Origin of the sequence: Mycobacterium paragordonae, assembly GCF_003614435.1 — a bacterium.
In the GTDB taxonomy this organism is placed as follows: Bacteria; Actinomycetota; Actinomycetes; order Mycobacteriales; family Mycobacteriaceae; genus Mycobacterium; species Mycobacterium paragordonae.
The window spans coordinates 6,414,729-6,439,991 of record NZ_CP025546.1 but is presented as its reverse complement, the minus strand read 5'-3'; the positions used below and the strand labels follow the sequence as shown (position 1 = coordinate 6,439,991).

Annotated in this window: 26 protein-coding genes and 1 pseudogene; 21 read left to right on the top strand and 6 right to left on the bottom strand. The window is 66.5% G+C overall.

Features of this window, described 5'->3' with window-relative positions; genetic code table 11:
* Positions 1 to 96: 96 nt before the first annotated feature.
* A complete protein-coding gene (locus tag C0J29_RS28845; RefSeq protein ID WP_120794308.1) occupies positions 97 to 528 on the bottom strand; it encodes a TIGR02611 family protein in 432 nt (143 codons plus the stop codon).
* Between the two features lie 139 nt (positions 529 to 667).
* Between C0J29_RS28845 and C0J29_RS28840 the strand changes: the two genes are divergently transcribed.
* Genes C0J29_RS28840 through C0J29_RS28830 form a run of 3 tightly spaced genes read left to right on the top strand, consistent with a single transcriptional unit; the run spans position 668 to position 4,117 of the window.
* On the top strand, positions 668 to 1,933 hold the full coding sequence (locus C0J29_RS28840) for an aspartate kinase (protein ID WP_065045767.1): 1,266 nt from the start codon (positions 668 to 670) through the stop codon (positions 1,931 to 1,933).
* Positions 1,934 to 1,935: 2 nt separating this feature from the next.
* Entirely contained in the window at positions 1,936 to 2,970 is a 1,035-nt protein-coding gene (locus C0J29_RS28835) for an aspartate-semialdehyde dehydrogenase (protein ID WP_120794307.1), read from the top strand.
* A gap of 7 nt (positions 2,971 to 2,977) precedes the next feature.
* On the top strand, positions 2,978 to 4,117 hold the full coding sequence (locus tag C0J29_RS28830) for a DUF4185 domain-containing protein (protein ID WP_120794306.1): 1,140 nt from the start codon (positions 2,978 to 2,980) through the stop codon (positions 4,115 to 4,117).
* 1 nt (position 4,118) lies between these two features.
* On the opposite strand, the gene C0J29_RS28825 is transcribed toward C0J29_RS28830, so the two are convergent.
* Positions 4,119 to 4,427 carry a hypothetical protein gene (locus C0J29_RS28825; protein ID WP_162951583.1) on the bottom strand — a complete coding sequence of 103 codons (309 nt, stop codon included), beginning with the start codon at positions 4,425 to 4,427 and terminating at the stop codon, positions 4,119 to 4,121.
* A 168-nt stretch (positions 4,428 to 4,595) separates the two neighbouring features.
* On the opposite strand from C0J29_RS28825, the gene C0J29_RS33030 reads away from it, so the two are divergent.
* From C0J29_RS33030 to C0J29_RS28770, 13 genes and pseudogenes are all read left to right on the top strand, one after another.
* Positions 4,596 to 4,766: a hypothetical protein gene (locus C0J29_RS33030; protein WP_162951582.1), complete on the top strand. Its 171-nt coding sequence runs from the start codon at positions 4,596 to 4,598 to the stop codon at positions 4,764 to 4,766.
* Between the two features lie 90 nt (positions 4,767 to 4,856).
* A complete protein-coding gene (locus tag C0J29_RS28820; protein WP_370530945.1) occupies positions 4,857 to 5,240 on the top strand; it encodes a hypothetical protein in 384 nt (127 codons plus the stop codon).
* 115 nt (positions 5,241 to 5,355) lie between these two features.
* On the top strand, positions 5,356 to 5,781 hold the full coding sequence (locus C0J29_RS28815; RefSeq protein WP_120794304.1) for a hypothetical protein: 426 nt from the start codon (positions 5,356 to 5,358) through the stop codon (positions 5,779 to 5,781).
* Positions 5,782 to 5,877: 96 nt separating this feature from the next.
* Positions 5,878 to 7,326 carry a catalase gene (locus C0J29_RS28810; RefSeq protein WP_065045773.1) on the top strand — a complete coding sequence of 483 codons (1,449 nt, stop codon included), beginning with the start codon at positions 5,878 to 5,880 and terminating at the stop codon, positions 7,324 to 7,326.
* Between the two features lie 28 nt (positions 7,327 to 7,354).
* Positions 7,355 to 7,783: an organic hydroperoxide resistance protein gene (locus C0J29_RS28805; protein WP_174814875.1), complete on the top strand. Its 429-nt coding sequence runs from the start codon at positions 7,355 to 7,357 to the stop codon at positions 7,781 to 7,783.
* A gap of 7 nt (positions 7,784 to 7,790) precedes the next feature.
* Positions 7,791 to 8,429: a sensor domain-containing protein gene (locus tag C0J29_RS28800; protein WP_065045775.1), complete on the top strand. Its 639-nt coding sequence runs from the start codon at positions 7,791 to 7,793 to the stop codon at positions 8,427 to 8,429.
* Between the two features lie 137 nt (positions 8,430 to 8,566).
* Positions 8,567 to 9,853, top strand: a complete 1,287-nt coding sequence (gene egtA, locus C0J29_RS28795) for an ergothioneine biosynthesis glutamate--cysteine ligase EgtA (protein ID WP_120794302.1) — start codon at positions 8,567 to 8,569, stop codon at positions 9,851 to 9,853.
* Complete coding sequence (egtB, locus tag C0J29_RS28790) at positions 9,850 to 11,124, top strand: ergothioneine biosynthesis protein EgtB (RefSeq protein ID WP_242460572.1); 1,275 nt, start codon at positions 9,850 to 9,852, stop codon at positions 11,122 to 11,124. Before egtA ends, egtB begins: the two co-directional genes overlap by 4 nt.
* Entirely contained in the window at positions 11,124 to 11,831 is a 708-nt protein-coding gene (gene egtC / locus C0J29_RS28785; RefSeq protein ID WP_120794300.1) for an ergothioneine biosynthesis protein EgtC, read from the top strand. Before egtB ends, egtC begins: the two co-directional genes overlap by 1 nt.
* Positions 11,831 to 12,796 carry an L-histidine N(alpha)-methyltransferase gene (gene egtD, locus C0J29_RS28780; RefSeq protein WP_065045779.1) on the top strand — a complete coding sequence of 322 codons (966 nt, stop codon included), beginning with the start codon at positions 11,831 to 11,833 and terminating at the stop codon, positions 12,794 to 12,796. Before egtC ends, egtD begins: the two co-directional genes overlap by 1 nt.
* Positions 12,793 to 13,902 carry an ergothioneine biosynthesis PLP-dependent enzyme EgtE gene (gene egtE, locus C0J29_RS28775; protein ID WP_242460571.1) on the top strand — a complete coding sequence of 370 codons (1,110 nt, stop codon included), beginning with the start codon at positions 12,793 to 12,795 and terminating at the stop codon, positions 13,900 to 13,902. The genes egtD and egtE overlap by 4 nt, the downstream gene beginning before the upstream one ends.
* Positions 13,903 to 14,083: 181 nt before the next feature.
* Positions 14,084 to 14,564: pseudogene (locus C0J29_RS35015) on the top strand (PPE family protein); the annotation flags it as partial.
* Between the two features lie 344 nt (positions 14,565 to 14,908).
* Positions 14,909 to 17,344, top strand: a complete 2,436-nt coding sequence (locus C0J29_RS28770; protein ID WP_371872508.1) for a pentapeptide repeat-containing protein — start codon at positions 14,909 to 14,911, stop codon at positions 17,342 to 17,344.
* On the opposite strand, the gene C0J29_RS28765 is transcribed toward C0J29_RS28770, so the two are convergent.
* Positions 17,338 to 18,009 (bottom strand): class I SAM-dependent methyltransferase, encoded by a 672-nt coding sequence (locus C0J29_RS28765; RefSeq protein WP_120794297.1) that lies wholly within the window; start codon positions 18,007 to 18,009, stop codon positions 17,338 to 17,340. The genes C0J29_RS28770 and C0J29_RS28765 overlap by 7 nt on opposite strands.
* Positions 18,010 to 18,044: 35 nt before the next feature.
* Here C0J29_RS28765 and C0J29_RS28760 point away from each other — a divergent pair, with 35 nt between their 5' ends.
* Positions 18,045 to 18,497 (top strand): helix-turn-helix transcriptional regulator, encoded by a 453-nt coding sequence (locus C0J29_RS28760; RefSeq protein ID WP_065045782.1) that lies wholly within the window; start codon positions 18,045 to 18,047, stop codon positions 18,495 to 18,497.
* Between the two features lie 10 nt (positions 18,498 to 18,507).
* The gene (locus C0J29_RS28755) at positions 18,508 to 18,927 is read left to right on the top strand and encodes a VOC family protein (RefSeq protein WP_065165801.1); all 420 of its coding nucleotides are present in this window, start codon (positions 18,508 to 18,510) and stop codon (positions 18,925 to 18,927) included.
* On the opposite strand, the gene C0J29_RS28750 is transcribed toward C0J29_RS28755, so the two are convergent.
* Positions 18,924 to 20,405, bottom strand: a complete 1,482-nt coding sequence (locus C0J29_RS28750) for a glutamate-cysteine ligase family protein (RefSeq protein ID WP_065045805.1) — start codon at positions 20,403 to 20,405, stop codon at positions 18,924 to 18,926. The two genes, C0J29_RS28755 and C0J29_RS28750, sit on opposite strands and share 4 nt — an antisense overlap.
* 69 nt (positions 20,406 to 20,474) lie before the next feature.
* Here C0J29_RS28750 and glpK point away from each other — a divergent pair, with 69 nt between their 5' ends.
* Positions 20,475 to 22,031 (top strand): glycerol kinase GlpK, encoded by a 1,557-nt coding sequence (gene glpK / locus C0J29_RS28745; protein WP_162951581.1) that lies wholly within the window; start codon positions 20,475 to 20,477, stop codon positions 22,029 to 22,031.
* Positions 22,032 to 22,114: 83 nt separating this feature from the next.
* Here glpK and C0J29_RS28740 read toward each other — a convergent pair whose 3' ends face one another.
* The gene (locus C0J29_RS28740; protein ID WP_120794295.1) at positions 22,115 to 22,786 is read right to left on the bottom strand and encodes a PadR family transcriptional regulator; all 672 of its coding nucleotides are present in this window, start codon (positions 22,784 to 22,786) and stop codon (positions 22,115 to 22,117) included.
* Positions 22,787 to 22,934: 148 nt separating this feature from the next.
* On the opposite strand from C0J29_RS28740, the gene C0J29_RS28735 reads away from it, so the two are divergent.
* Positions 22,935 to 23,315: a hypothetical protein gene (locus C0J29_RS28735; RefSeq protein ID WP_082978114.1), complete on the top strand. Its 381-nt coding sequence runs from the start codon at positions 22,935 to 22,937 to the stop codon at positions 23,313 to 23,315.
* A gap of 3 nt (positions 23,316 to 23,318) precedes the next feature.
* Here C0J29_RS28735 and C0J29_RS28730 read toward each other — a convergent pair whose 3' ends face one another.
* A complete protein-coding gene (locus C0J29_RS28730; RefSeq protein WP_120794294.1) occupies positions 23,319 to 24,218 on the bottom strand; it encodes an RDD family protein in 900 nt (299 codons plus the stop codon).
* Positions 24,219 to 24,253: 35 nt separating this feature from the next.
* Here C0J29_RS28730 and C0J29_RS28725 point away from each other — a divergent pair, with 35 nt between their 5' ends.
* Entirely contained in the window at positions 24,254 to 25,246 is a 993-nt protein-coding gene (locus C0J29_RS28725; RefSeq protein ID WP_120794293.1) for a stage II sporulation protein M, read from the top strand.
* Positions 25,247 to 25,263: the final 17 nt, after the last annotated feature.

Sequence of the window (25,263 nt, the reverse complement as noted above, 5' to 3'; positions counted from 1 at the left end):
CCCGTCGCGGCGTCCGAGAAGGAGCACCCGCTGCACGGTGTGAACTCTACCGCGATCCGCTCAATCACCCAAAACCACGCATCGGCCTAAATGGTCTCAGAGCCCAAGCGGGCTTATTGACCATCCCCAATCCCACCCGACCATATTGGCAGTCCAGTCAACCGCTCCCATCAGCCACAACGTCCCGACCGTCACGGCGATCGAGGACAGCGTCCCAAGCGCCTGCACGGTCCAATGCCGTCGGCGGAACCACGCCATACCGGCGTCGTAGCGACCGCGCAGATATTTGAGCAGCCGCTGGAAGACACTGAACTCGGTAGCCAGGACGGCCAATCCCAGGAACAAAATTGCCCACCCTGGACCTGGATAGGGGATCGCGATGACGCCCACAGCCAGCAGGGCCAGACCGACGATGCCGACGGCGATGCGATAGGCGACATCGAGCGTGGGCCACTTGCGTAGTCGATCCCGCGTTCGGCGCAAGCGGTGCCGGCTACGGTCTGTTTCTTCATCGGGATCGTGGGCCATACCTCTTGGATATCCACAAATGAGAAACCCACGCGGCGCACCGGCCGTGATGCGTCACAGCGTCGAAATCAATCGAGATGCGCCGCCACGTATTCTGTTGTGGACTTAATTCAGGCCCGTCCAAGACAGGAATTGATCAGTGGCGCTCGTCGTGCAGAAGTACGGCGGATCCTCGGTGTCCGACGCCGACCGGATTCGTCGCGTTGCCGAGCGGATCGTGGAGACCAAGAAGCAGGGCAACGACGTGGTGGTCGTCGTTTCTGCGATGGGTGACACCACCGACGACCTGCTGGACCTGGCTCAACAGGTCTGTCCGGTCCCGCCGCCGCGAGAACTCGACATGCTGCTGACCGCGGGCGAGCGCATCTCCAACGCGCTGGTGGCGATGGCGATCGAGTCTTTGGGCGCCCACGCCCGGTCCTTCACCGGCTCGCAGGCCGGGGTCATCACCACCGGCACCCACGGCAACGCGAAGATCATCGACGTGACGCCGGGACGGCTGCAGGCCGCGCTCGATGAGGGCCGGGTCGTGCTGGTCGCCGGATTCCAGGGCGTCAGCCAGGACACCCGCGACGTCACCACCCTGGGCCGTGGCGGCTCGGACACCACCGCCGTCGCGCTGGCCTCGGCGCTGGGCGCCGACGTGTGTGAGATCTACACCGACGTCGACGGCATCTTCAGCGCCGACCCGCGCATCGTGCCCAATGCCCGCAAGCTCAGCACGGTCACCTTCGAGGAGATGCTCGAAATGGCGGCCTGCGGCGCCAAGGTGCTGATGCTGCGCTGCGTCGAATACGCCCGCCGCTACAACCTTCCGGTGCACGTCCGGTCTTCCTATTCGGACAAAGAGGGCACCGTCGTCGTCGGATCGATCAAGGACACACCTATGGAAAGCCCCCTGCTGACCGGCGTCGCCCACGACCGCAGCGAAGCCAAGGTGACCATCGTCGGGATTCCCGACATCCCCGGGTACGCCGCCAAGGTGTTCCGGGCGGTCGCCGACGCCGACGTGAACATCGACATGGTCCTGCAGAACGTGTCCAAGGTCGAGGACGGCAAGACCGACATCACCTTCACCTGCTCACGCGACAGCGGGCCGGTCGCCGTAGCCAAACTGGACTCGCTCAAGGACGAGATCGGCTTCACCCAGCTGCTCTATGACGACCACATCGGCAAGGTCTCGCTGATCGGCGCCGGCATGCGTAGCCACCCCGGCGTGACGGCGACCTTCTGTGAGGCGCTGGCCGCGGTCGGCGTCAACATCGAGCTGATCTCCACCTCCGAGATCCGCATCTCCGTGCTGTGCCGCGACACCGAACTAGATAAGGCCGTCGTTGCGTTGCACGAGGCGTTCGGGCTCGGCGGCGAGGAGGAGGCGACGGTGTACGCAGGGACGGGGCGATAACGATGGTTGCCGTTGGAGTTGTAGGCGCCACCGGTCAGGTGGGCCAGGTGATGCGCACGCTGCTCGACCAGCGCGACTTCCCGGCCAGCTCGGTGCGGTTCTTCGCCTCAGCCCGCTCGCAGGGCCGCAAACTGCCGTTCCGCGGGCAGGAGATCGAGGTCGAGGACGCCGAGACGGCCGATCCCAGCGGGCTGGACATCGCGTTGTTCTCCGCCGGGGGAGCGATGTCCAAGACGCAGGCGCCGCGGTTCGCCGCCGCCGGTGTGACGGTGATCGACAACTCGTCGGCCTGGCGCAAGGACCCGGACGTGCCGCTGGTGGTCTCCGAGGTGAACTTCAAGCGCGACGCACACCGCCGGCCGAAAGGCATCATCGCCAACCCGAACTGCACCACCATGGCCGCGATGCCGGTGCTCAAGGTGCTGCACGACGAGGCGGGGCTGACCCGCTTCATCGCCTCGTCCTACCAGGCGGTCTCGGGCAGTGGTCTGGCCGGAGTCGAAGAACTGGCGACGCAGGCGCGCGCGGTCATCGACGACGTCGAGCAGTTGGTGCATGACGGCGCCGCCATCGACTTCCCGCCGCCCAGCAAGTACGTGGCACCGATCGCGTTCAATGTGGTGCCGCTGGCGGGTTCGCTGGTCGACGACGGATCGGGTGAGACCGACGAGGACCAGAAATTGCGCTCGGAGAGCCGCAAGATCCTCGGCATTCCTGACCTGCTGGTCAGCGGGACCTGTGTGCGGGTGCCGGTGTTCACCGGCCACTCGCTGTCCATCAATGCCGAATTCGCCCGCCCACTCTCGCCGGAGCGGGCCCGCGAGTTGCTGGCCGATGCGCCGGGGGTGAAGCTGGTCGACGTGCCGACGCCGCTGGCCGCCGCGGGCGTCGACGAATCGCTCGTCGGCCGCATCCGGCAGGACCCGGGGGTGCCGGACGGACGCGGCCTGGCCCTGTTTGTGTCGGGAGACAATCTGCGCAAGGGGGCGGCGCTGAACACGATCCAGATCGCCGAACTGCTGGCCGCCGAGCTGTAGTCGACGGGTGCGCTCCGCCCTGCTCGCGCGGTGCGCCTTCGTTTTGTATTGTGTTGCCTCGCAAGGTCTTTGGCCTGCCCACGCCGACCCGCCGGCGCCCGCGCCGCAGCCGGTGCTGCAGCCGCTGGCACCCGGTCAGGTACTGCGGATGGGACCGGTCGCCGGAACGGGCACTGCCACCGCGGATTACGGCATCGGCGCCACCGACCTGTGTGAGTTCGTCGAATTCCCCAGCCAACTGCTGCAGGTCTGCGGCGACAGCTTCGCCGGCCAGGGCGTGGGATACGGCGGCTGGTATGCCCCGGTCGCCTTGCGCGTCGACACCGACTCCGTCGACGACCCCGACGGCGTTCGCTACACGGGGGTCACCGGCATCAGCCGGCCGTTGCTGGCCGAACCCACACCGCCGGGGGCGTCGCAACTGCCCGCCGGGGTGGTGCAGATCAACCGGCGCAACTATCTGATGGTGGCGACGACGAAGAATCTGGAGCCGCAGAATTCGCGGCTGGTCCGCGTCGACCCGGCCCGCGGCGGGTGGGAGACGGTTGCCGGGTCGGTGCGCACGGCGTCCTTCCAGGGCGGCCGGCAAACCCAGATCAGCGGGTACTACGACCCGATTCCCAGGCCGGACTCGCCGACCGGGTGGGTGTACATCGTGGCCAACAGCTTCACGCGGCGGCAACCGGTGGTGCTGTACCGGGCGACCCCCGAGGCGTTCACCGACCGGTCCCGCTGGCAGGGCTGGTCGGCCGGCGCCGGCTGGAACACGGGATGGAACAAAGCGCCAACGCCGCTCTGGCCCGACCTGGTCGGCGAGATGAGCATCAAACAGATCGACGGCATGACGGTGCTGTCGTATTTCAACGCCACCACCGGCGACATGGAGGTCCGGGTGGCCGCCGATCCCACCGCGCTGGGTTCCGCGCCGGTGACCACGGTGGTGCAGCACGACGACGACTGGCCTGATCCACCCGAAAGCCTCCCGCCGCCGTACGACAACCGGCTCTCCCAGCCCTACGGCGGTTACATCTCACCTGGGTCCACGATCGATGAACTGCGGATATTCGTCAGCCAGTGGGACACCCGAGCGCGCCAGGATGCGCCGTACCGGGTGATTCAGTACGCGGTCAACCCGTTCAAGCCGTGACCTACCGCCAGCCGGGGGGTAGGTCGGCCGCGTGGTTGGGGCACTGGTTACGAGTGGCGGTGAACAGCACGTGCGATGCGTTTTCCGGCGGCATTTTGGTGGAAAGCACCGCATAGGCGTACTGCAAGACGGATTCGCCATATCCGAAGTGGATTGCGCTGTTGCTGTCGTCCATCAACGCGCAGGCTTCGCGCTCGTGGTTGTCATCGGCGTGGGCGATCCCGGCGCCGAACCAGGCCGCCAGGCCGAGTCCCGCGGCGGCCGCGAGCGCTCCGAGATGGTGTCTGGCAGGGGACTGGCGCGTGTGCAATTTCGCGGCGTACATAACGAGCTATACCCGCAGCTAGAGCGGGTCAATCAGGCCTGGCGCCGCCGCTCGGAGACAGTGAGGACTTCGGTCCCTACCGGCTCGCGGCTCGGCCTGTTCGCATAGATATGTCGGACCGCACGTCTGGCGGGGCGAGAGGGGACCGGAACCATGGCGTCAGCCCGGGAGACCAACATCATTGCCCTGCAGTCCCACCGCAAATGGCACGCCGCGAGACGGCGTTCAGTCGAAATCGATGAGGCGATGCGCCGGCATCCGTCGTCCTGGACCGAGGGCGCCGTCGCCAAGGCGCTGTCGATCGTCCCCGGCCCGTCGGCGTAGCGTTCCAGATCCTGCCAGTTCAGGGTCGCTTTCGTGCTCACAGCTGGTACATAACCAGCGCATAGCGGTCACTACTGTTCGGCCCCGATCATTCGTGGCATGAGCGAAATTTCTGACACCCCCACTACGCGGACTTCGACCGCAGTAGCCCCACCACCGCCCGTTGAGCGGGTCGAACACCGGACGCCCAAGGTCTTCAAGGCCGCGGCATGGGTAGCCATCGTCGCCGGGATCGTCTTCATCGTCTCGGTCATCTTCTTCACCGGCTTCCGGCTGGGCCTGGCCGCCGGGCACGGCGGCGGGCACCGCCACCACAAGCACCACCCGGCGATGATGCACCGCTCGGGATTCCCCACCAATGGTGGGGCGCAGCAGGTCGGTCCGGGCAACGGACCCGGCGGACCGGGCGGACCCGCCCAGGTGCCGTCCTCGGTCAGCCCGTCCGTCACGCCTTCGCCCACACCCGGTCGCTGAACGCACTCAACCGACAGCCCGGCGCTCAACCACGAGCGCCGGGCTTCATCAATTCACGGCAACTTTGTGACCGCGCCCCTTTACGCTGCTGCGGGCCTGGACCATATTCGAAGGTATGAGTGAAACACCCGAACCTGCCGCTGCACCGCCGTCGGTGGCCACCGCGCCGCCGCCCAGGCCGGAGTACCGGGAAAAGCCGCCGCGTCTCTACGTGGTCGCGGCCTGGGTGGTGATCGTCGCCGGGATCGTATTCATCGCATCCACCGTCCTGTTCACCGCAGCCATGATCATCGGTGGCGGGCATTACTACCACCGACACCACCACCACGGCATGTTCCGGCCCGACGGCCCCGGCGGTCCCGGCGGTTACGGTGGTCCCGGCTGGCAGTTCCGCTACCCGGGCGGGCCGCCTCCTCCCGGCATGTTCCCCGGTGGTCCGGGTGGCCCCGGTGCCCCCGGTGCCGTCCCGCCTGGTGCGACTCCCGGTCAGACACCGACGTCCGCTCCGACCGCTCCCAGCACACCGCCCACCCGCCCCTAGTTTCGGGGCGCGGGCGCGCGGGGTATCACGGGTAGATCACCCGAATTACCGGTATGCGCTTAATTTTTCGATTGTTCATATAGAGGAGATAGCGAAATGACGGAACGCTACACCACCACAGACGGCGGCAGCCCGGCCCCGAGCGACGAGCAGTCTTTGACCCTCGGTCCCGACGGCCCGATCCTGTTGCAGGACCACTACTTGATCGAGCAGATGGCGCAGTTCAACCGGGAACGGATCCCGGAGCGCCAACCGCACGCCAAGGGCGGTGGCGCCTTCGGGCACTTCGAGGTCACCCACGACGTCAGCCGGTACACCAGGGCGGCGGTGTTCCAGCCCGGTACCAAGACCGACACGTTGATCAGGTTCTCGACCGTGGCGGGTGAGCGGGGCAGCCCAGACACCTGGCGCGACCCGCGCGGCTTCGCGCTGAAGTTCTACACGTCGGAGGGCAACTTCGACATGGTCGGCAACAACACGCCGGTCTTCTTCATCCGCGACCCGATGAAGTTCCAGCACTTCATCCGGTCCCAAAAGCGCATGCAGGCAACGAATTTGCGGGACCACACCATGCAGTGGGACTTCTGGACGCTGGTGCCGGAGTCGGCGCACCAGGTGACCTGGCTGATGGGGGACCGGGGCATCCCGAAGACCTGGCGTCACATGAACGGCTACAGCAGTCACACCTACAGCTGGATCAACGCCGCCGGCGAGATCTTCTGGGTGAAATACCACTTCATCAGCGACCAGGGCATCGATTACCTGACCCAGGAGGACGCCGACCGGTTGGCCGGCGAGGACGGCGACTACCACCAGCGCGATCTGTACGAAACCATCGAAAGCGGCGACTTCCCGAGTTGGACGCTCAAGATGCAGATCATGCCGTTCGAGGAGGCAAAGACCTACCGGTACAACCCCTTTGACCTGACCAAGGTGTGGCCGCACGGCGACTACCCGCTGATCGACGTCGGCAAGCTGACGCTGACCCGCAACGTCACCGACTACCACACCGAGATCGAGCAAGCCGCCTTCGAGCCGAACAACATCGTGCCCGGTACCGGCCTGAGCCCGGACAAGATGCTGCTCGCGCGCGGCTTCTCCTACTCGGACGCACACCGGGCCCGACTCGGCACGAATTACAAACAGATTCCGGTCAATACGCCGAAGGTGGAGGTCAACAGCTACTCCAAAGACGGCGCCATGCGGATCAAGAATGCGTCCGACCCGGTGTACGCGCCCAACTCCTTCGGTGGCCCGCACGCCGACCCGGCGCGCGCCGCCGAAGTGCGCTGGCAGGCCGACGGCGAGATGATCCGTGCCGCCTACACGCTGCGTCCCGACGATGACGACTGGGGTCAGGCCGGCACTTTGGTTCGCGAGGTGCTCGACGACGATGCCCGGGATCGATTGGCGCACAACATCATTGGACACGTTTCCAAGGGTGTGCAGGAACCGGTGCTGTCCCGGGTGTTCGAATACTGGCGCAACGTCGACCCCGATCTCGGCAAGAAGGTCGAAGAGGGGGTTCGGGCGAACCTGGGCTGAGTCAGCTCAGGCTGGCATGATCGAGCCCATGAGCATCGAAGTCGTTTACACCACCGCAGCCACGGCGACGGGCGGCGGCCGCGACGGCCACGTCAAGTCGGACGACGGTCGCGTCGACCTGGACACCCGCCCCCCGAAAGCGATGGGCGGCAACGGCGAGGGCACCAACCCCGAGCAATTGTTCGCGGCCGGCTATGCGGCGTGCTTCCTCGGCGCACTGCGGTTGGTGGCGGGCAAATCGAAGGTCAAGCTCGATGATGCCACCGACGTCACCGTCGAGATCGGGTTCGGCAAGGACTCCGACGGCGGGTTCGGCCTCACCGGCAAGATCGTCGGCTACCTGCCCGGACTCGAGCAGGGCGCAGCCGACGACCTGGTCCACCAGGCCCACCAGGTTTGCCCCTACTCGAAGGCCACCAAGGGCAACGTCGACGTCGCCGACTCGGCCAAGGTCTAAGCCCGGCATGCGCCTTGCCGTCACAGCGGTGGGCATCGGCCTGGCCATCGGCGGAGCTGCCAACGCAGCGGCCCATCCGTCGGAGCCGGGAGTGGTGTCCTACGCCGTGCTCGGCAAGGGGTCGGTGGGCAACATCGTCGGCGCCCCGATGGGCTGGGAGGCGGTGTTCACCGAACCGTTCCAGGCCTACTCGGTCGATCTGCCGGTGTGCAACAACTGGGCGGAGATCGGCCTGCCCGAGGTGTACAACGATCCAGACCTGGCTGCGTTCAACGGAGCCACCGCGCAGACGTCGGCCAACGACCAGAATCACCTCGTCAAGCAGGCGATCGGCGTCTTCGCCACCGGCGACGCGGCCGACCGCGCGTTCCACCGCGTGGTCGACCGAACCGCGGGCTGCGCGGGCCAGACGACCGCCATGCATCTGGACAACGGCACCACCCAGGTGTGGTCGTTCGCCGGGGGACCGGCCGGCGCTACCGACGAGAACTGGACCAAGCAGGAGGCGGGAACAGATCGCCGGTGCTTCGTTCAAACCCGGCTGCGTGAAAACGTATTGCTTCAGGCCAAGGTCTGCCAATCTGGCAACGCCGGCCCTGCGGTCAACGTGTTGGCCGGGGCGATGCAGAACGCGCTGGGTCAGTAGCCGAGGCGAGAACTGGGTATCCCTCTCCCTCGTGCAGCTGAAAAGGTCGGGAATATGTCGGTGCTCTCTGGAAGATGAAGTGATGGTGGTTATCGTTGCGATAGCTGCGCATCCAGCTGCCCCGGAGGGATTGTGAAATGACGCGCATCGCCGCTACCGCGGGCTCGCAGCTGGACAAGATCGATCTGGCCAATGAGGAATTGACCAGTTCGGCCGCCGTCGCAGCACACATCGCCGAAGGCTGCCTGGTTGACGGACCTCTGGGACGTGTCGGCCTGGAGTTGGAGGCGCACTGCTTCGACCCGGCCGATCCGCTGCGCCGGCCGAGCTGGGACGAGATCAGCGACGTGCTCGAGTGGCTGAGCCCACTCCCGGGCGGCAGCGCCGTCACCGTGGAGCCGGGCGGCGCCATCGAACTCTCGGGTCCGCCTGGCGACGGAGTGCTGCCCGCGATCGATGCCATGACGCGTGACCAGGCGGTGCTGAGGAATGCGCTGGCCGAGGCGGGTCTGGGCCTGGTTTTCCTGGGGGCCGACCCGCTGCGGTCGCCGGAGCGCGTCAACCCGGGCGCCCGGTATCGCGCCATGGAGCAGTTCTTCGCCGCCAGCGACAGCGGAGCCGCCGGCGCCGCGATGATGACGTCAACGGCGTCGATCCAGCTCAACCTGGACGCCGGCCCGCAGGCGGGCTGGGCCGACCGGGTACGCCTGACACACGCCCTGGGGCCGACGATGATCGCCATCGCCGCCAACTCCCCGATGCTGGCCGGCGAATTCTCCGGCTGGCAGTCCACCCGGCAGTGGGTGTGGGGCCAGATGGACTCGGCGCGCTGCGGACCTGTGCTGGGGGTCAGCGGAGATGATCCCGGCACCGATTGGGCCCGCTATGCGCTGAAGGCGCCCGTGATGATGGTGCATGCCCCGGACGCGATGGCGGTGACGAACTACGTGCCGTTCACCGACTGGGTGGACGGCCGGGTGCTGCTCGGCGACCGCCGGCCCACCATCGCCGACCTGGAATATCACCTGACCACGCTGTTTCCCCCGGTGCGGCCGCGGCAGTGGCTGGAGATCCGCTACCTCGACAGCGTCCCCGACGCGATCTGGCCCGCGCTGGTGTTCACGCTGACGACGTTGCTCGACGATCCGGCGGCCGCCGACCTGGCCGCCGCGGCCGTCGAACCGGTCGCCACCGCCTGGGACACCGCCGCCCGGGTCGGCCTGCGGGATCGGCGGCTCTACGCGGCGGCCAACCAGTGCCTGTCCATCGCCGCCGAGCGGGCTCCGGCCGAACTGGCTACCGCGATGCAGCAAATGATGCTGAATGTCGAAACCGGGCGATGTCCGGCGGACGACTTTTCCGATCGCGTCATCGAGCACGGAATCGCGGCCACTGTCGCCGCTGCGGCACAAGGGGAGCAGTGACAGCAGCACGGGAACAACTGGCCGGCGACCTGGAGCGGGCACGCACCCGGACCCTACGGTTGGTGGATTTCGACGACGACGAACTTCGCCGGCAGTACGACCCGCTGATGAGCCCGCTGGTGTGGGACTTGGCGCATATCGGTCAGCAGGAAGAGCTGTGGTTGCTGCGCGGCGGCAACCCGGATCGGCCGGGCATGCTGCCTCTCGAGATCGAAGGACTCTACGACGCGTTCGTGCACTCCCGGGCCAGCCGGGTGGAGCTGCCGCTGTTGTCCCCGGCCCAGGCGCGCACGTTCTGCCGTACGGTCCGCGACGCCGCACTGGACGCTCTGGACGCCCTGCCGGAAGACGCGGCGGACTTCCAGTTCGGCCTGGTCATCAGCCACGAAAATCAGCATGGCGAGACCATGCTGCAGGCGTTGAACCTGCGTTCCGGCGCCCCGTTGCTGCGGGAGATCTCGCCGGTCCCCGCCGGACGGCCGGAACTGGCTGGAACGTCGGTGCTGGTGCCCGCAGGACCATTCGTCCTCGGCGTGGACGCCGCCACCGAGCCCTACTCGCTGGACAATGAACGGCCCGCGCACGTGGTGGAGGTGCCGAGCTTCCGGATCGGACGGGTACCCGTCACGAACGCGCAATGGCGCGACTTCATCGACGACGGGGGCTATACCCAGCCGCGGTGGTGGTCCGACCGCGGGTGGCAGCATCGGCAACAGGCCGGCCTCAGCGCACCCCAGTTCTGGAACGCCGACACCCGAACCCGGTTCGGCTACACCGAGGAGATTCCCGGCGACGAGCCGGTGCAGCACGTCTCGTATTTCGAGGCCGAGGCGTTCGCGTCCTGGGCGGGTGCCCGGCTGCCCACCGAGGTCGAGTGGGAGAAGGCCTGCGCCTGGGATCCGGCGACCGAGTCCCGCAGGCGCTACCCGTGGGGTGACCAACCCCCGACGCCTGAGCGAGCAAATCTCGGTGGCACCGCGTTACGCCCCGCTCCCGTCGGCGCCTACCCGGCCGGTGCCTCGGCATATGGCGCTGAGCAGATGCTGGGCGACGTGTGGGAATGGACCAGTTCGCCGCTGCGTCCCTGGCCGGGTTTCGTGCCGATGATCTACGAGCGCTACTCCCAGCCCTTCTTCGACGGCGACTACCGGGTGCTGCGCGGCGGCTCGTGGGCGGTCGAACAGTCCATCCTGCGTCCCAGCTTCCGCAATTGGGACCATCCCTACCGTCGGCAGATCTTCTCGGGTGTCCGGTTGGCCTGGGACGCCTGATGTGTCGTCATCTGGGCTGGCTCGGTGCACCGGTCAGCGTCTCTTCCCTGGTCCTGGACCCGCCGCAGGGTCTGCGGGTGCAGTCGTACGCGCCGCGCCGGCAGAAACACGGGCTGATGAACGCCGACGGTTGGGGCGTGGGCTTCTTCTCGGATCTCCCGGACCCCACGCCGCGACGCTGGCGCAGTCCGGCGCCGCTGTGGGGGGACGCCTCGTTCGACTCGGTGGCGCCGGTGCTGCGAAGTCACTGCGTGGTAGCGGCGGTGCGCTCGGCGACCGTCGGCATGCCGCTCGAAGCCAGCGCGACCGCGCCGTTCACCGATGGGCAATGGCTGTTGTCGCACAACGGAATTGTCGACCGCGCGGTATTGCCACTCTCGGCGAACGCCGAATCCGTCTGTGACAGTGCGGTTCTGGCCGCGGCCATCTTCGACCGCGGTCTGGACGCGCTGGGGGACACGATCATCGAGGTCGGCTCGACGGACCCGCTGGCCAGGCTGAACATCATGGCGGCCAACGGTTCCCGGCTGCTAGCCACGGCCTGGGGAGACACCTTGTCGATCCTGCGCCGTGCCGACGGCGTGGTGCTGGCCAGCGAACCCTACGATGACGACCCGGACTGGGAAGACATCCCCGACCGGCATCTGGTGGAAGTGACCGGTGACCAAATCGTGTTGACTGCGTTGAACCGCTCGAAAGGATTCTGATGACGCTCACGCTGTCCAACCACCTGGCCGAAGACTCGGCGTTGCACGCGCTGCGGCGCGACGTCTTCGTCGGCCTGCAGCAGCAACCGAAGTCGTTGCCGCCCAAGTGGTTCTACGATGCGACGGGCAGCGACCTGTTCGAACAGATCACCAGGCTGCCGGAGTATTACCCGACGCGCGCCGAGGCCGAGATTCTGCGTGCCCGCTCCGCCGAGATCGCGTCGGCCAGCCAGGCCGACACCCTGGTCGAACTTGGCAGCGGGACATCGGAGAAGACCCGGCTGCTGCTCGACGCGCTGCGCGACCGGGCGTCACTGCGCAGCTTCGTTCCGTTCGACGTCGACGCCAGTGTGCTGTCGGCGGCCGCCAGAGCCATCCAGGGCGAGTACCCGGGCATCGAAATCAGGGCTGTCTGCGGGGATTTCGAGGAACACCTGGCCGAAATTCCGGGGGGTGGGCGCCGACTCTTCGTGTTTCTGGGCTCGACGATCGGGAACCTGACGCCGGAGCCTCGCGCCGACTTCCTCGCGGCACTATCCGCGGTGATGCAGCCGGGGGACAGTCTGCTGCTGGGCACCGATCTGGTGAAGGACACCGGTCGGCTGGTGCGGGCCTACGACGATGCGGCCGGGGTGACGGCGCGATTCAACCTCAATGTGCTCTCCGTGATCAATCGGCAGCTTGACGCGGATTTCGACGTCGACTCCTTTGAACACGTCGCGCGCTGGAACAGCGACGAGGAGCGCATCGAGATGTGGTTGCGCTCCACCAGGCCCCAGCAGGTGCGTGTCGATGCGCTGGACCTGACCGTCGACTTTGGCGCCGGCGAGGAGATGATCACCGAGGTCTCCTGCAAATTCCGGCCGGATGCGGTGAGTGACGAACTGTCCGCGGCCGGCTTGCGCCGGATTCGTTGGTGGACCGACGAGGCGGGTGATTTCGGATTGTCGCTGGCCGCCAAGTGAGCCACCCTCACGCGCTGGCCGAACGGTGGCGCGCGGCCCGGCCGCCGGTTGCCGGCCTGCATCTGGACAGCGCGGCCTGCTCGCGGCAGAGCCTGGCGGCACTGGACGCGGCGGCCCGGCATGCGCTGCACGAATCCGAGGTCGGCGGGTACGTGGCGGCCGAGGCGGCGGGCGCGGTGCTGGACGCGGGACGCGCTGCCGTAGCGAAGCTTTGCGGCCTGACCGATGCCGAGGTCGTCTACACCACCGGCTCGTTGAATGCCCTCGATGTGCTGTTGGGCAGTTGGCCGCGGGATCGTCGCAAGCTGGCCTGCCTGCCTGGTGAATACGGACCCAACCTGGCGGTGATGGAGGCGCACGGATTCGAGGTGCGTCAGCTTCCGGCTCTGGACGACGGCCGGCTGGCGATCGATGACGCGGCCTTCGAGCTGGAAGACAACCCGCCCGACCTGGTGCACCTGACACCGGTGGCCAGCCACCGCGGCATCGTGCAGCCGCTGTCGATGATGGCCGAACTGTGCCGCGAGCTCGGTGTGCCGTTGGTGGTGGACGCCGCACAGGCGCTAGGACAGATTGACTGTGCGGTGGGTGCCGACGTCACGTACTCCTCGTCGCGTAAATGGATGGCGGGGCCGCGCGGTGTCGGCGTGCTGGTGATCCGCCCCGAACTGATGCAACGGCTGACGCCGCGGGCGCCCCTGGGTTTCGGTGAGGCGAATGTTGCTGCCCGAGTGGGATTTTCGGTAGCGGTGGGCGAGCACCTGGCGTGCGGGCCGGAGCTCATCCGGGCCCGGCTGGCCGAATTGGGGGCGATCGCCCGCAGGCTGCTGGCCGATGTCGACGGCTGGGCGGTGGTCGAGGAGGCCGAAGAGCCAAGCGCGATAACCACATTGGCGCCCACCGACGGCGTGGACCCGCAAGGGGTGCGGGATTGGTTGTTTGCCGAGCGCCGGATCCTGACCACCTACGGCGGAGTGCAACGTGCCCCGATGGAGATGACGGGCCCGGTACTGCGGATCTCCCCGCATGTCGACACCTCGACTGAGGATCTCGAGACGTTCGCCGAGGCGCTCATCGAGGCGACAGCTGCTACCGCGCAGACGTAACTCAAACCGGAGACCTTGCTCCGCCTGCGGTACGAAATTTTTCGTACTAACCGCGTGCATATTGGTCACGCGCGGAGTAGCTTTTGCCTTCGAACGCATACGGGTTGTTAAGGGTGGGCACCTGACACTTGTGCGATTCGCCACTTCGGCGATCGATCCAGTGATGAAGGGTGCTCTCTCTATGAGTTTTGCTGTGCTGCCGCCTGAAATTAATTCGCTCAGGCTCTTCACCGGCGCGGGGCCCGGCCCGATGCTCGAGGCGGCCACCGCCTGGGACGGTCTGGCCGCCGAACTGAGCTCGGCCGCACAGTCTTTCACGTCGGTCACGGCCGGTCTGGTCGGTCAGGCCTGGCAGGGTCCGGCGGCTGCGGCGATGTCGACGGCGGCGCTGCCGTATGCCGGGTGGTTGAGTGCGGCGGCTGCGCAGGCTTCGGGTGCAGCGGCCCAGGCCAAGGCAGTGGTCAGTGTGTTCGAGTCGGCTGTGGCGGCGACGGTTCACCCAATAGCCGTATCGGCCAACCGTTCTGGCTTCGTGCGGCTGGTGTTGTCGAACCTGTTCGGACAGAATGCGCCGGCCATCGCCGCGGCTGAGGCCGTTTACGAGGAGATGTGGGCGCAGGACGTGGCCGCGATGGTCGGTTACTACAGCGGCGCATCTGTCGCGGTCTCCGCGCTGGCCCCGTTCACCGAACCGCTGAAGGCGATCGCGGGTCTGCCGGCCCAGCTGGCCGCAGGTTCGGCGACGGCCGCGGCCGCGCCGGCCGCCGCAGTCCGGACACTGCAGCTGTCCCTCGGCTGGGCCAACAACGGTGCCAACAACATCGGCTTCGGGAATCTCGGGTCCGGCAATATCGGCAACGGGAACTTCGGCCTCGCCAATTTCGGGTCCGGAAATCTCGGCGACTGGAACATCGGCTGGGGCAACCTGGGCGGATCCAATATCGGTCTCGGAAACTTCGGTGTCGGCAACCAGGGGCTGTCGAACACCGGCAACTTCAATATCGGCTTGGGCAACACTGGAAACAACAACATCGGCATCGGTCTAACCGGGAACAACCAATTCGGCATCAACCTGAATTCCGGCACCGGAAACTTCGGCTTGTTCAACTCCGGCACCGGAAACATCGGCTTTTTCAACTCAGGCAACGGAAACTACGGTCTGTTCAACTCCGGCAGTTTGAACACGGGTATCGCCAACTCCGGTATCGCCAACACTGGACTCTTCAACCCGGGATCCTTCAACACCGGGGCTTTCAACCCCGGTGTCGCGAACACCGGTACCTACAACGCCGGCAGCTTCAACACCGGCGACTTCAACCCGGGTTCGTACAACACGGGCAGTTTCAACATCGGCAACACCAACACCGGCTACTCCAACTGGGGGAACGTCAACACCGGTGCCTTCAATGCCGGAAACATGAACAACGGCATCGGCTGGACGGGCGATCGACAGGGCGGCGTCTACTTCGCCGTCACCACCCCCGACATCAACCTGCCGCCGGTGGACATCTCCTCGATCCTGGTCGGCGCGTTCAACACACCGCAGATCAGCATCCCGCCCATCACCATCCCGCCGTTCACGACGCCGGCGAACATCAGGATCTTCCCGTTCGACCTGCCGACCATCGACATCCCGCCGATCAACATCGGCCCCTTCACCTCGCCGGCGGATGTCCTGGTCTCGGCGTTCAGCCTGCCCCAGATCACCGTCCCGCCGATCAACGTCGGGGCCTTCTCATCACCCGCAACTGCACTGCTGAGTGCGTTCAACCTGCCGGGCATCACCATTCCGCCGATCACCATTCCGGCCTACACGACACCGTCGACCATCAACATCGGCAGCTTCGGCCTGCCGCAGATCGGTCTTCCGTCGATCACCATTCCGGCGTACACGACGCCGGCGAACGTCAGTATCGGTAACTTCAGCCTGCCGTCGATCGGCCTTCCCGCGATCACCATTCCGGCATACACGACGCCGGCGAACATAAATATCGGAACGTTTGGCCTTCCGTCGATCGGCATTCCGTCGATCACCGTGCCGGCTTACCAAACCCCTGCGCTGAATGTGGGTAGTTTCAGCACTCCGCAATTGACCACGCCGACCATATCGGTCCCGTCGATCCAGACTCCCACCATCACGATTCCCAAGTTCCAGACGCCACTGGTCGAGATCACCCCGTGGAGCCTGCCCACGATCACCGTTCCGCAGATCAACTTCCCCGCCATTCAATTCCCGAATATTTCTGTTCCGGGGGGCGGGCAAACGCTGATTTCCCTCGATACCGGCAATATTCTGGCGCCGAACTACGACATCAAGCTGGGCTCGTTCAACATCAATGCGATCTCGCTGGGCTTCAGCCAAGCGGGCTACATCCAGCAGTTCAACTTCCCCAGCATCCAGATCGGGGCGATGACCCTGCCGACGCTGACCATCAGCAACAACGGTGGACCCTACGTGTTCCCGTCCTTGACGCTCTCCGGCTTCGACGTCCCTCAGGTCACGATTCCGCCGATCGGCATCAACAACTTCACACTTCCCTCGGTCGGCTGGCCGCAGTTCTCCACGCCCGCACTGAACATCCCGTCCGTCAACCTCGGTTCGTTCAACCTGCCGCAGGTCGGCTGGCCGCAGTTCAGCACGCCGGCGCTGACTATTCCCCCGATCAACCTCGGTTCCTTCGACCTGCCGCAGGTCGGCTGGCCGGAGTTCAGCACGCCGGCGTTGACCATCCCCCCGATCGAACTCGGGTCCTTCAACCTGCCCCCGATCAGTTGGCCGCAGTTCCAGACACCGGGCCTGACTATCCCGCCGATCGGCATCGGGCAGTTCCTGCTTCCGCAACTCACCTCGTCGGCGTTCTCGCTGCCGGAGATCGTGATTCCGCCCATCGCGCTCGGTGCGTTCAACCTGCCGCAGGTCATCTCGTCCGCGTTCAACCTGCCGACCATCGGGATTCCGCCGATTCACATCGGCGAGTTCACGCTGCCGCAGATCGATTTCCCGGGCTTCGTCACGCCGCCGCTGGTCATTCCGCCGCTCGGGATCGGCGCCTTCAACCTGCCGGATGTCTACGTCCCGAGCATCTTCCTGCCCAGCCAGAAGCTCTTCGAATTCCAGATTCCGCCGACGCCGGGCTACGCCAACACGACCGACGCGATCATCACGACGTCGGGCTTCTTCAACACCGGCGGCGGCAACAACTCCGGCTTCTTCAACAACGGCAGCGGCGTCTCCGGCCTCTTCAGCGGTAACCCGTTGGGACTCATCGGCGCGTCCGGCTACAACGTGTTCGGCGAAGGTTCCTCGGGGATCTCGATTCTGGGCAGCGGCGTGTCGGGCATCGGGAACATCGGTACCCTGCCGGCCAACGTGAGCAGCTTCGTGTCCGGCCTGCAGAGCATCGGTTCCAACCTCGCCGGGATCTTCCTGCAGAACTACTGATCGGCCTTGTGCGCGCTCAGTAGATAAGCGGGCATCATCACGCGGCCCTTCTCGTCAACCGGGTGCGGCGGCGGCGGCATGTCTGGAATCTGCGGCATGGTTCCATGGATCGCGGCCGGCCGGATCTCGTCGACCTGCCAGTACTTGGAGACAGCGGTGCGAAGTTCCTGCTCGTCGACCTCATTGGGCCGGTAGGGGGCCTCGGCGGGGAAGGCGCCCTTGGCGAACACCAAGGCGTAGTAACCGGCGCCGGGGGCGGCCGCCCGATGAATCGCCTGTAGGTAGGCGTCGCGATCCTCGACCGGTAGGGAGTGGAACAGGGTGCTGTCGATCACCGTGCCGAATCGGCCGTCATACCCCGAGAATTTTGTGATGTCTTCCACCACGAAAGTGGCAGTGGTGAGGCCGCGCTCTCGTGCGGCCTTCGTTGCTTCGGAAATGGCGGTGGGCGAATTGTCCATGCCGACAACGGTGTAACCCGCGGCGGCCAGCGCCAGCGATAACTCGGCGACCCCGCATCCGGCGTCGAGTACCTCACCCTGGACCTTGCCGGCGGCGATCAGTGCGGCCAGATCGGGCTGCGGCTCGCCGATATTCCACGGCGGCGGTGCTTGGAAGACCTTCTCCTGGTACGCGTCGTCCCAGTCCATTACCTGATCCGTCATGGTTTACAACGTACGCGCGTCGCATACTGGGACCTATGCCGCAGCTGCCGCCGGCCCGCTACCTGCTCCGCGCCAAGGACTTCGCCGACGCCCGCTACGCCGAGCCGATCACGGTGGATGACCTGGCCGCGGCCGCGGGCCTGTCCCGTTCGCACTTCAGCCGGATGTTCACCCGCACCTTCGGTGAATCGCCGCGCGCATACCTGCAGACCCGCCGGCTGGAGCGGGCGGCGGCGTTGCTGCGCTACACCGATCGCTCTGTCGCCGATATCGCCGTGATGGTCGGGTTGCGCAGTGTCGGTTCGTTCACAACGACTTTCGCCCGCGTTTACGGACTGCCGCCGGCCGCCTTTCGGGCCAGCCTCCCGCCTGCGTCGGTGCATGCGCGGGTACCCAGCTGCATCCTCGCCCGTGACACCCGCCCACCCGCAGACAGCCGCGTCAAGACAGCACACGGGGAGAAGACGAACGGCTCGGCCGGGTCGTAGCGTTGGGGCCATGCTCAAGATTGCCAGCGCCCACCTCTGGGTGCATGACCAGGAAGTCGCCCTGAAGTACTGGACCGAGAAGGTGGGTATGGAAGTGCGGCAGGATGTTTCACTGCCGGGCCTGGATTTCCGCTGGCTCACCGTCGGCCCTCCCGGCCAGGACGACGTGTCGATCGTGCTGATGGCGATTCCGGGCGAGCCGGTGATGGACGCGGCCACCCACAAGCAGGTCGCCGAAGTGATGGCGAAGGGCTTCGCCGGCACGGTGTTCCTCACCACCGAGGACTGCGCGGCCACCTACGCCGAAATGAAGTCGCGCGGAGTGGAATTCACCGAAGAGCCGCACGAGATGCCCTACGGCATCGACTGCGGGTTCCGCGACCCGTCCGGCAACAGCGTGCGCTTGACCCAATTGGCCGAGATCGGCTAGCCGGGCCTGACTGGCCACGTGTGGACCGGTTCGTTGGCGTGCATGTGTTCGCAGTAGCGGCGCAGCATCTCGGCGAGGGCCCGGGGCCGGGTCATGCCGGCCTCCTCCAGGGCGCCGACGGTGGCTACCTGCCAGCTGGCGCCATTGCGCCCGGTCCTGGCCCGGCCCTCGATGACGCCGAGGAAGCGGTCGCGGACTTCGACATCGACACCCCACCGCCGCAAGCCCTCGTGGGCCATCGGCAAGAGCGTGTCCAACACCAGTTTCCCGGCGCCCACCTCGCCCACACCTGGCCAGTGCAGCCGCGCATCGATTCCTTGTTGAGCGGCATCCAGGAAATTGCGATGTGCCACCGGGAAACTCATCTGCGACCAGACCGGCTCTTCGGCTTCCGACATGGTCCGCAGCATCCCGTAGTAAAAGGCCGAATTCGCCAGCATGTCAACGACACTCGGCCCGGCCGGCAGTACCCGGTTCTCCAGGCGCAGCTGGGGGCGGCCGTTGGAGACGTCGTACACCGGCCGGTTCCACCGGTACACGGTGCCGTTGTGCAGGCGCAGTTCGGCGAGCCGCGGCGTGCGTCCCGCCGTCAGTTCCGCGACGGGATCCTCGTCTGACAGTTCCGGCAGCAACGACGGGAAATACCGGATGTTCTCCTTGAACAGGTCGACGGCCGAGGTGATCCAGCGTTCGCCGAACCAGACCCGGGGCCGCACTCCCTGAGTTTTCAGCTCTTCGGGACGGGTGTCGGTGGACTGGGCGAACAACTCGATGCGGGTTTCCGCCCACAGGTGGTGGCCGAAGAAATACGGCGAGTTCGCGGCCAGCGCCAGTTGCGGGCCGGCCAGCGCCTGCGCGGCGTTCCAGTTGGCGGCGAAGTCGTCGGGAGCCACCTGTAGGTGCAATTGCATGCTGGTGCAAGCTGATTCGGGTGCGATCGAGGCGGCCTGCCAGCTCAGCGGCTCGGGGCCGGCGATGTTGATGGGGATATCCTCGCCGCGGCCCTCCAAGATCGACTCGTTCAGGGCCGCATACCGGTTCGACTCACTCATCCAGCCCTCGGACAGATGCTTGGGCATCAGGGTGGGCAGGATGCCGATCATGACGATGTGGGAACCGCTGGCGTTGGCCTTGAGTTCGGCGTCGTTGAGGCTGGCCCGTACGTCTTTCTCCAGGTCCAGGGTGGTGTGACCGGGTAGCGGGCGGGGCGGCACGTTGAATTCGATGTTGTAAGCGCCTAATTCGGTCTGATATGCGGGATCGCCGATGGCATCCAGCACGTATCGGTTCGACATCGCCGGCTGGTATTCGGCGTCAACCAGGTTGCATTCGATTTCCATGCCGGTGAGCGGGTGCTCCGAATCGAAGCTGGTCCGCGCGAGCATCGTTTCGAAGACGTCGAGACACACCCGCACTTTGCGCCGGTACTCCCGCCGATGTGCGCGGTCATACGTGGTGCGCTTGACCTCTTCGCCCACCTGACCGATGGAACAGGTTTCCCGGGCCGCGCGCAACCCGGCCCGCCACTGCGCGATCATGTACCTGCAGTGTCCAACGTCACCCTAGGAGAGGCCGAGTTGGCCGAGTCGCCGGAATTCATCGCCGCCATCGACCAGGGCACCACCAGTACCCGCTGCATGATCTTCGATCACGACGGCGCCGAGGTGGCCCGTCATCAGCTCGAGCACGACCAGATCCTGCCGCGGGCCGGTTGGGTGGAGCACAACCCGGTCGAGATCTGGGAGCGCACCGCGTCTGTGTTGATGTCCGTGCTGAACGCGAGCAACATATCTCCGAAAGAGATTGCCGCACTTGGGATCACAAACCAGCGCGAGACGACGCTGGTATGGAATCGCAAGACCGGAAGACCCTATTACAACGCGATCGTCTGGCAGGACACCCGCACCGATCGCATCGCGTCGGCGCTGGACCGGGACGGCCGCGGCGACGTGATCCGCCAGAAGGCGGGTCTGCCGCCGGCGACGTACTTCTCGGGCGGCAAGTTGCAGTGGATTCTGGAGAATGTCGACGGGGTTCGCGAGGCCGCGGAAAAGGGTGAGGCACTGTTCGGCACCGCCGATACCTGGGTGTTGTGGAATCTGACCGGGGGGCCGCGCGGCGGCGTGCACGTCACCGACGTGACCAACGCCAGCCGGACCATGCTGATGAACCTGGAAACGCTGGACTGGGACGACGAGTTGCTGTCGTTCTTCGGCATTCCCCGGGAGATGTTGCCCAAGATCGAGTCGTCATCGCCGGTGCAGCCCTATGGTGTCACGTCCGAGACGGGTCCCATCGGCGGCGAGGTGCCGATCACCGGTGTCCTGGGTGACCAGCACGCGGCGATGGTCGGCCAGGTGTGTCTGGACACCGGCGAGGCCAAGAACACCTACGGCACCGGCAACTTCCTGCTGCTGAATACCGGTGAGAAGATCGTGCGGTCGCAGAACGGGCTGCTCACCACGGTGTGTTACCAGTTCGGGGACGCCAAGCCCGTGTACGCGCTGGAGGGCTCGATCGCGGTGACGGGCTCTGCGGTGCAGTGGCTGCGCGATCAGCTGGGCATCATCAGCGGCGCCTCGCAGAGCGAGTCGCTGGCCCGGCAGGTCGCCGACAACGGCGGGGTGTATTTCGTGCCGGCGTTCTCCGGGTTGTTCGCGCCCTACTGGCGATCCGACGCCCGCGGGGCGATCGTCGGGCTGTCCCGGTTCAACACCAACGCTCATCTGGCTCGCGCGACGCTGGAGGCGATCTGCTACCAGAGCCGCGACGTGGTGGACGCCATGGAGGCCGATTCCGGCGTGCGCCTCGAGATCTTGAAGGTCGACGGCGGTATCACCGGCAACGATCTGTGCATGCAGATCCAGGCTGACGTGCTGGGTGTGGACGTGGTCCGGCCGGTGGTGGCCGAGACCACCGCGCTCGGTGCCGCCTATGCGGCCGGGCTGGCGGTGGGTTTCTGGGCCGACCCGTCCGAATTGCGGGCCAACTGGCGCGAGGACAAACGCTGGACGCCGAATTGGGACGACGAACAGCGGGCCGCGGGATACGCGGGCTGGCGCAAGGCGGTGCAGCGGACCCTGGACTGGGTCGACGTGTCCTGATATCCAGCCCGCGAGCGTGCGCAGATGTACATCGACGCGCCGGTGCAGCCGGCATTCTGTGCACGCTCGCGGCCGGAGGCGCCTCAGTCCTCGCCGAGGATGCCGTAGATCTCCCGACGTGCGTTGTTGAGCACGTCAACGATGCGTTGCTGCTGCTCAGCGCTGGCCGCGTGGGCCGACTGCCCGACGGCGCCGAAGAGCTGGCGGGCGGCGGAGCGGAGATTCATGTGCCCCGGATCCACGCCTTCGGCGATCTCGTCCCACGGCGGGGTCTCGACCTTCGACGCCGCGGCGCGACCGTCCTCGGTCAGCTCGAACAGCTTCTTGCTGCCGTCGGTTTCGCTCGCAGTGATCAGGCCCTCGTCGTCCAGCAACTGCAGGGTCGGGTAGACCGAACCGGGGCTTGGCTTCCAGATCCCGTTGCTGCGTTCGGCGATCTGCTGGATCATCTCGTACCCGTGCATCGGCCGCTCGTTGAGCAGCACCAGGATCGCGGCTCGCACGTCACCGCGCCGGCCGCGCCCGCCCCGGCGTCCGCCGCGGCCACCAGGACCGAAACCGAAGCCCGGGCCGAAGCCGGGGCCGAAGCTTGGGCCGAAGCCGGGGCCGAAGCCCATCGGTCCGCCGTGCTCGCCGGCCTGCTCACGCAGGTTCTCGATGAATTCCCGCCGGGCCTGTCGCCGGGCGCCCGGGCCGAAGCCAAAACCGGGCCGTGGGCCGAACGGCCCGCTTGGAGGGGTGAAAAGGGTGTTCATGTGTGTAGTCCTCTTGGTCAGTGGGGGCGCCGACGATCAGCGCTCCGGTGTATCACTACGTATCACGATATATCGCTAACTATCGGATGGCAACCCTGGTGCGCGATGGATCGTTTGCACACCCCGAACGCCGGGTAGCACCTCACGGGTGAACGGCAATAACCGCGACCGGACCCTGACCGGCCCCGGCAGCGCCACCGATCCCACTGACGACGACGGCGACAAGGCTCGGGCGCGGGTCAACTGGGTGTTGGCGCTGCTGACCGTGCCGGGTGCCGCGATCGTGATGCTTTTCGCGCTCGGGGCCGTGATGAGCACCGACTCCTGCACGCAGAATCGCTGCCCGACCCTCGGTGGTGGAATCAGTTTCGACGTCTTCTTCTACGGTCCGCCGCTGGTGGCCATGTTGGTAATCGTCGCCTCGGTCTTCACCGCGAAGCGGCATGGCGGCATCGCCGTTCCCCTGTTCGGGCTGGCGTTGCTGGTGACCGACGTGGCCATCCTGGCCGCCTCCGTCGCGCAGTACTAAGTACTAAGTCGGTAAGGAGAAGCCGCCCGCGTCCGTGTTCTGCTGGGGTTGCGGCGCTGCAGGTTGCGCGGAAGCGGGCTGCCATCCCTGCGGCGGCTGCTGCTGGGGCCAACCCTGCTGCTGTTGGGGCCAGCCCTGCTGCTGGGGCCAGCCCGGCGTCGCTGCCGGGCGCAGCCGAGCCAGTTCCCGGCGGTGTCGCTCGGCGAGTACCGCGGCCAGAATCAACTGCGGCGGAACGCCCGGCGGAGGCGGCGGCGCGATCCGCGACACCACATCACTGGCTATTCGGTAGGCCATCTGATCGCGCAGCGCCGGGTCGAGCTGATGTGCCCGCGAGAGGAATTGGCGGGCCACCTCGGCCTGGCCGGTGGTCAGCCCGGAGAGCTGCAACGATGCCGCCCACCCGGCCAGTGCCGGGGGCATGGCGGGCGGCGGACTGATCCGGGGACCGCGTTCGCTGACCACGACGGTGCCGGCGAACATGTCGCCGACCCGCTTGGCCTTCGGGGAGAGCACGCTGCAGATCACCGCGGGGCTCCCGAGCAGCATCCAGATCTCCACCACGGCGGCCAGGGCGCGGAACAGTGCCTGACGGAATCGTTCCGGGCCGCCGTCGTCGGAGACGACCCGCAGACCCATCACGATCTTGCCCACCGAGCGACCCCGCGTCGCCGTCTCGATGATCACCGGATAGCCGACCATCGCCAGCACCGTGAAAATAATCAGGAAGGCGACGGTCAGTGCCTCGTCGAATTGCGAGAGGGAGGCCGCCCACAGCATCACTCCCAGGATGTAAGCGATGAAGACGACGGTGAGGTCGATGATCGCGCTGATTGCGCGAACCGGTAGCTGAGCTATCTGGACGTCGAGCACCACGGCGTCCCCGGTCACCACCTCCGACATACCTCGAAACGCTACAGGCTGGGTAGGCTGCCCAAGTGGACGTCGACGCGTTCCTGCTCACCCATCGAGGCACCTGGGACCGGCTCGACCAGTTGATCAAGAAGCGCCGTTCGCTGACCGGTGCCGAGATCGATGAACTCGTCGAGCTGTATCAGCGGGTCTCCACCCATCTGTCGATCCTGCGGTCGGCGTCGTCGGATTCGCTGATCACCGGCCGGCTGTCCAGTCTGGTGGCGCGGGCCCGGTCGGCGGTGACCGGCGCCCACGCTCCGCTGACGAGCACCTTCGTCCGCTTCTGGACGGTGTCCTTTCCGGTGGTTGCCTACCGGTCCTGGCGGTGGTGGTCGGCGACGGCGGCGGCGTTCTTCGCGGTGGTCGTGGTCATGGCGTTCTGGGTGGCCGGCAGTCCCGAGGTGCAGTCGGTCGTCGGCACGCCGGCGGACATCGACCAACTCATCAACCACGACGTGGAGTCCTATTACAGCGAGCACCCCGCCGCGGCGTTCGCCCTGCAGGTATGGGTGAACAACTCGTGGGTGGCTGCCAAGTGCATCGCGATGTCAGTGGTACTAGGCGTCCCGATACCGTTCGTGCTGTTCCAGAACGCCGCCAACGTGGGCGTCATCGCCGGCCTGATGTTCCCGGCCGGCAAGGGCGGCTTGCTGCTGGGTTTGCTGCTGCCGCACGGGCTGCTGGAGCTGACGGCGGTGTTCCTGGCCGCCGCGGTCGGCATGCGGCTGGGGTGGTCGGTGATCTCCCCCGGGGATCGACCGCGCGGGCAGGTCCTGGCCGAGGAGGGGCGCGGCGTGGTCTCGGTTGCTGTGGGGCTGGTCGGCGTGCTGCTGGTGTCGGGGCTGATCGAAGCGATGGTGACGCCCTCGCCGTTGCCGACATTCGCCCGTATCGCGATCGGCGTCCTCGCCGAGCTGGCGTTCCTTTCTTACATCGTCTACTTCGGCCGCCGCGGCGTCGCAGCCGGCGAGACCGGCGATATCGAAGACGCGCCGGACTACGTCCCCACCTCCTAGCCACCCAGCCTGCGCCG

Bases quoted from the DNA above. Each gene is read 5' to 3' on its own strand.
- C0J29_RS28835 (WP_120794307.1), top strand. From the start codon at position 1,936: ATGGTTGCCGTTGGAGTTGTAGGCGCCACCGGTCAGGTGGGCCAGGTG.
- C0J29_RS28760 (WP_065045782.1), top strand. From the start codon at position 18,045: ATGCCGCAGCTGCCGCCGGCCCGCTACCTGCTCCGCGCCAAGGACTTC.
- C0J29_RS28845 (WP_120794308.1), bottom strand. From the start codon at position 528: ATGGCCCACGATCCCGATGAAGAAACAGACCGTAGCCGGCACCGCTTG.
- C0J29_RS28765 (WP_120794297.1), bottom strand. From the start codon at position 18,009: ATGACGGATCAGGTAATGGACTGGGACGACGCGTACCAGGAGAAGGTC.
- C0J29_RS28800 (WP_065045775.1), top strand. From the start codon at position 7,791: ATGCGCCTTGCCGTCACAGCGGTGGGCATCGGCCTGGCCATCGGCGGA.
- C0J29_RS28740 (WP_120794295.1), bottom strand. From the start codon at position 22,786: ATGAACACCCTTTTCACCCCTCCAAGCGGGCCGTTCGGCCCACGGCCC.
- C0J29_RS28755 (WP_065165801.1), top strand. From the start codon at position 18,508: ATGCTCAAGATTGCCAGCGCCCACCTCTGGGTGCATGACCAGGAAGTC.
- egtA (WP_120794302.1), top strand. From the start codon at position 8,567: ATGACGCGCATCGCCGCTACCGCGGGCTCGCAGCTGGACAAGATCGAT.
- C0J29_RS28815 (WP_120794304.1), top strand. From the start codon at position 5,356: ATGAGTGAAACACCCGAACCTGCCGCTGCACCGCCGTCGGTGGCCACC.
- C0J29_RS28810 (WP_065045773.1), top strand. From the start codon at position 5,878: ATGACGGAACGCTACACCACCACAGACGGCGGCAGCCCGGCCCCGAGC.
- egtC (WP_120794300.1), top strand. From the start codon at position 11,124: ATGTGTCGTCATCTGGGCTGGCTCGGTGCACCGGTCAGCGTCTCTTCC.
- C0J29_RS33030 (WP_162951582.1), top strand. From the start codon at position 4,596: ATGGCGTCAGCCCGGGAGACCAACATCATTGCCCTGCAGTCCCACCGC.
- C0J29_RS28805 (WP_174814875.1), top strand. From the start codon at position 7,355: ATGAGCATCGAAGTCGTTTACACCACCGCAGCCACGGCGACGGGCGGC.
- C0J29_RS28730 (WP_120794294.1), bottom strand. From the start codon at position 24,218: ATGTCGGAGGTGGTGACCGGGGACGCCGTGGTGCTCGACGTCCAGATA.
- egtD (WP_065045779.1), top strand. From the start codon at position 11,831: ATGACGCTCACGCTGTCCAACCACCTGGCCGAAGACTCGGCGTTGCAC.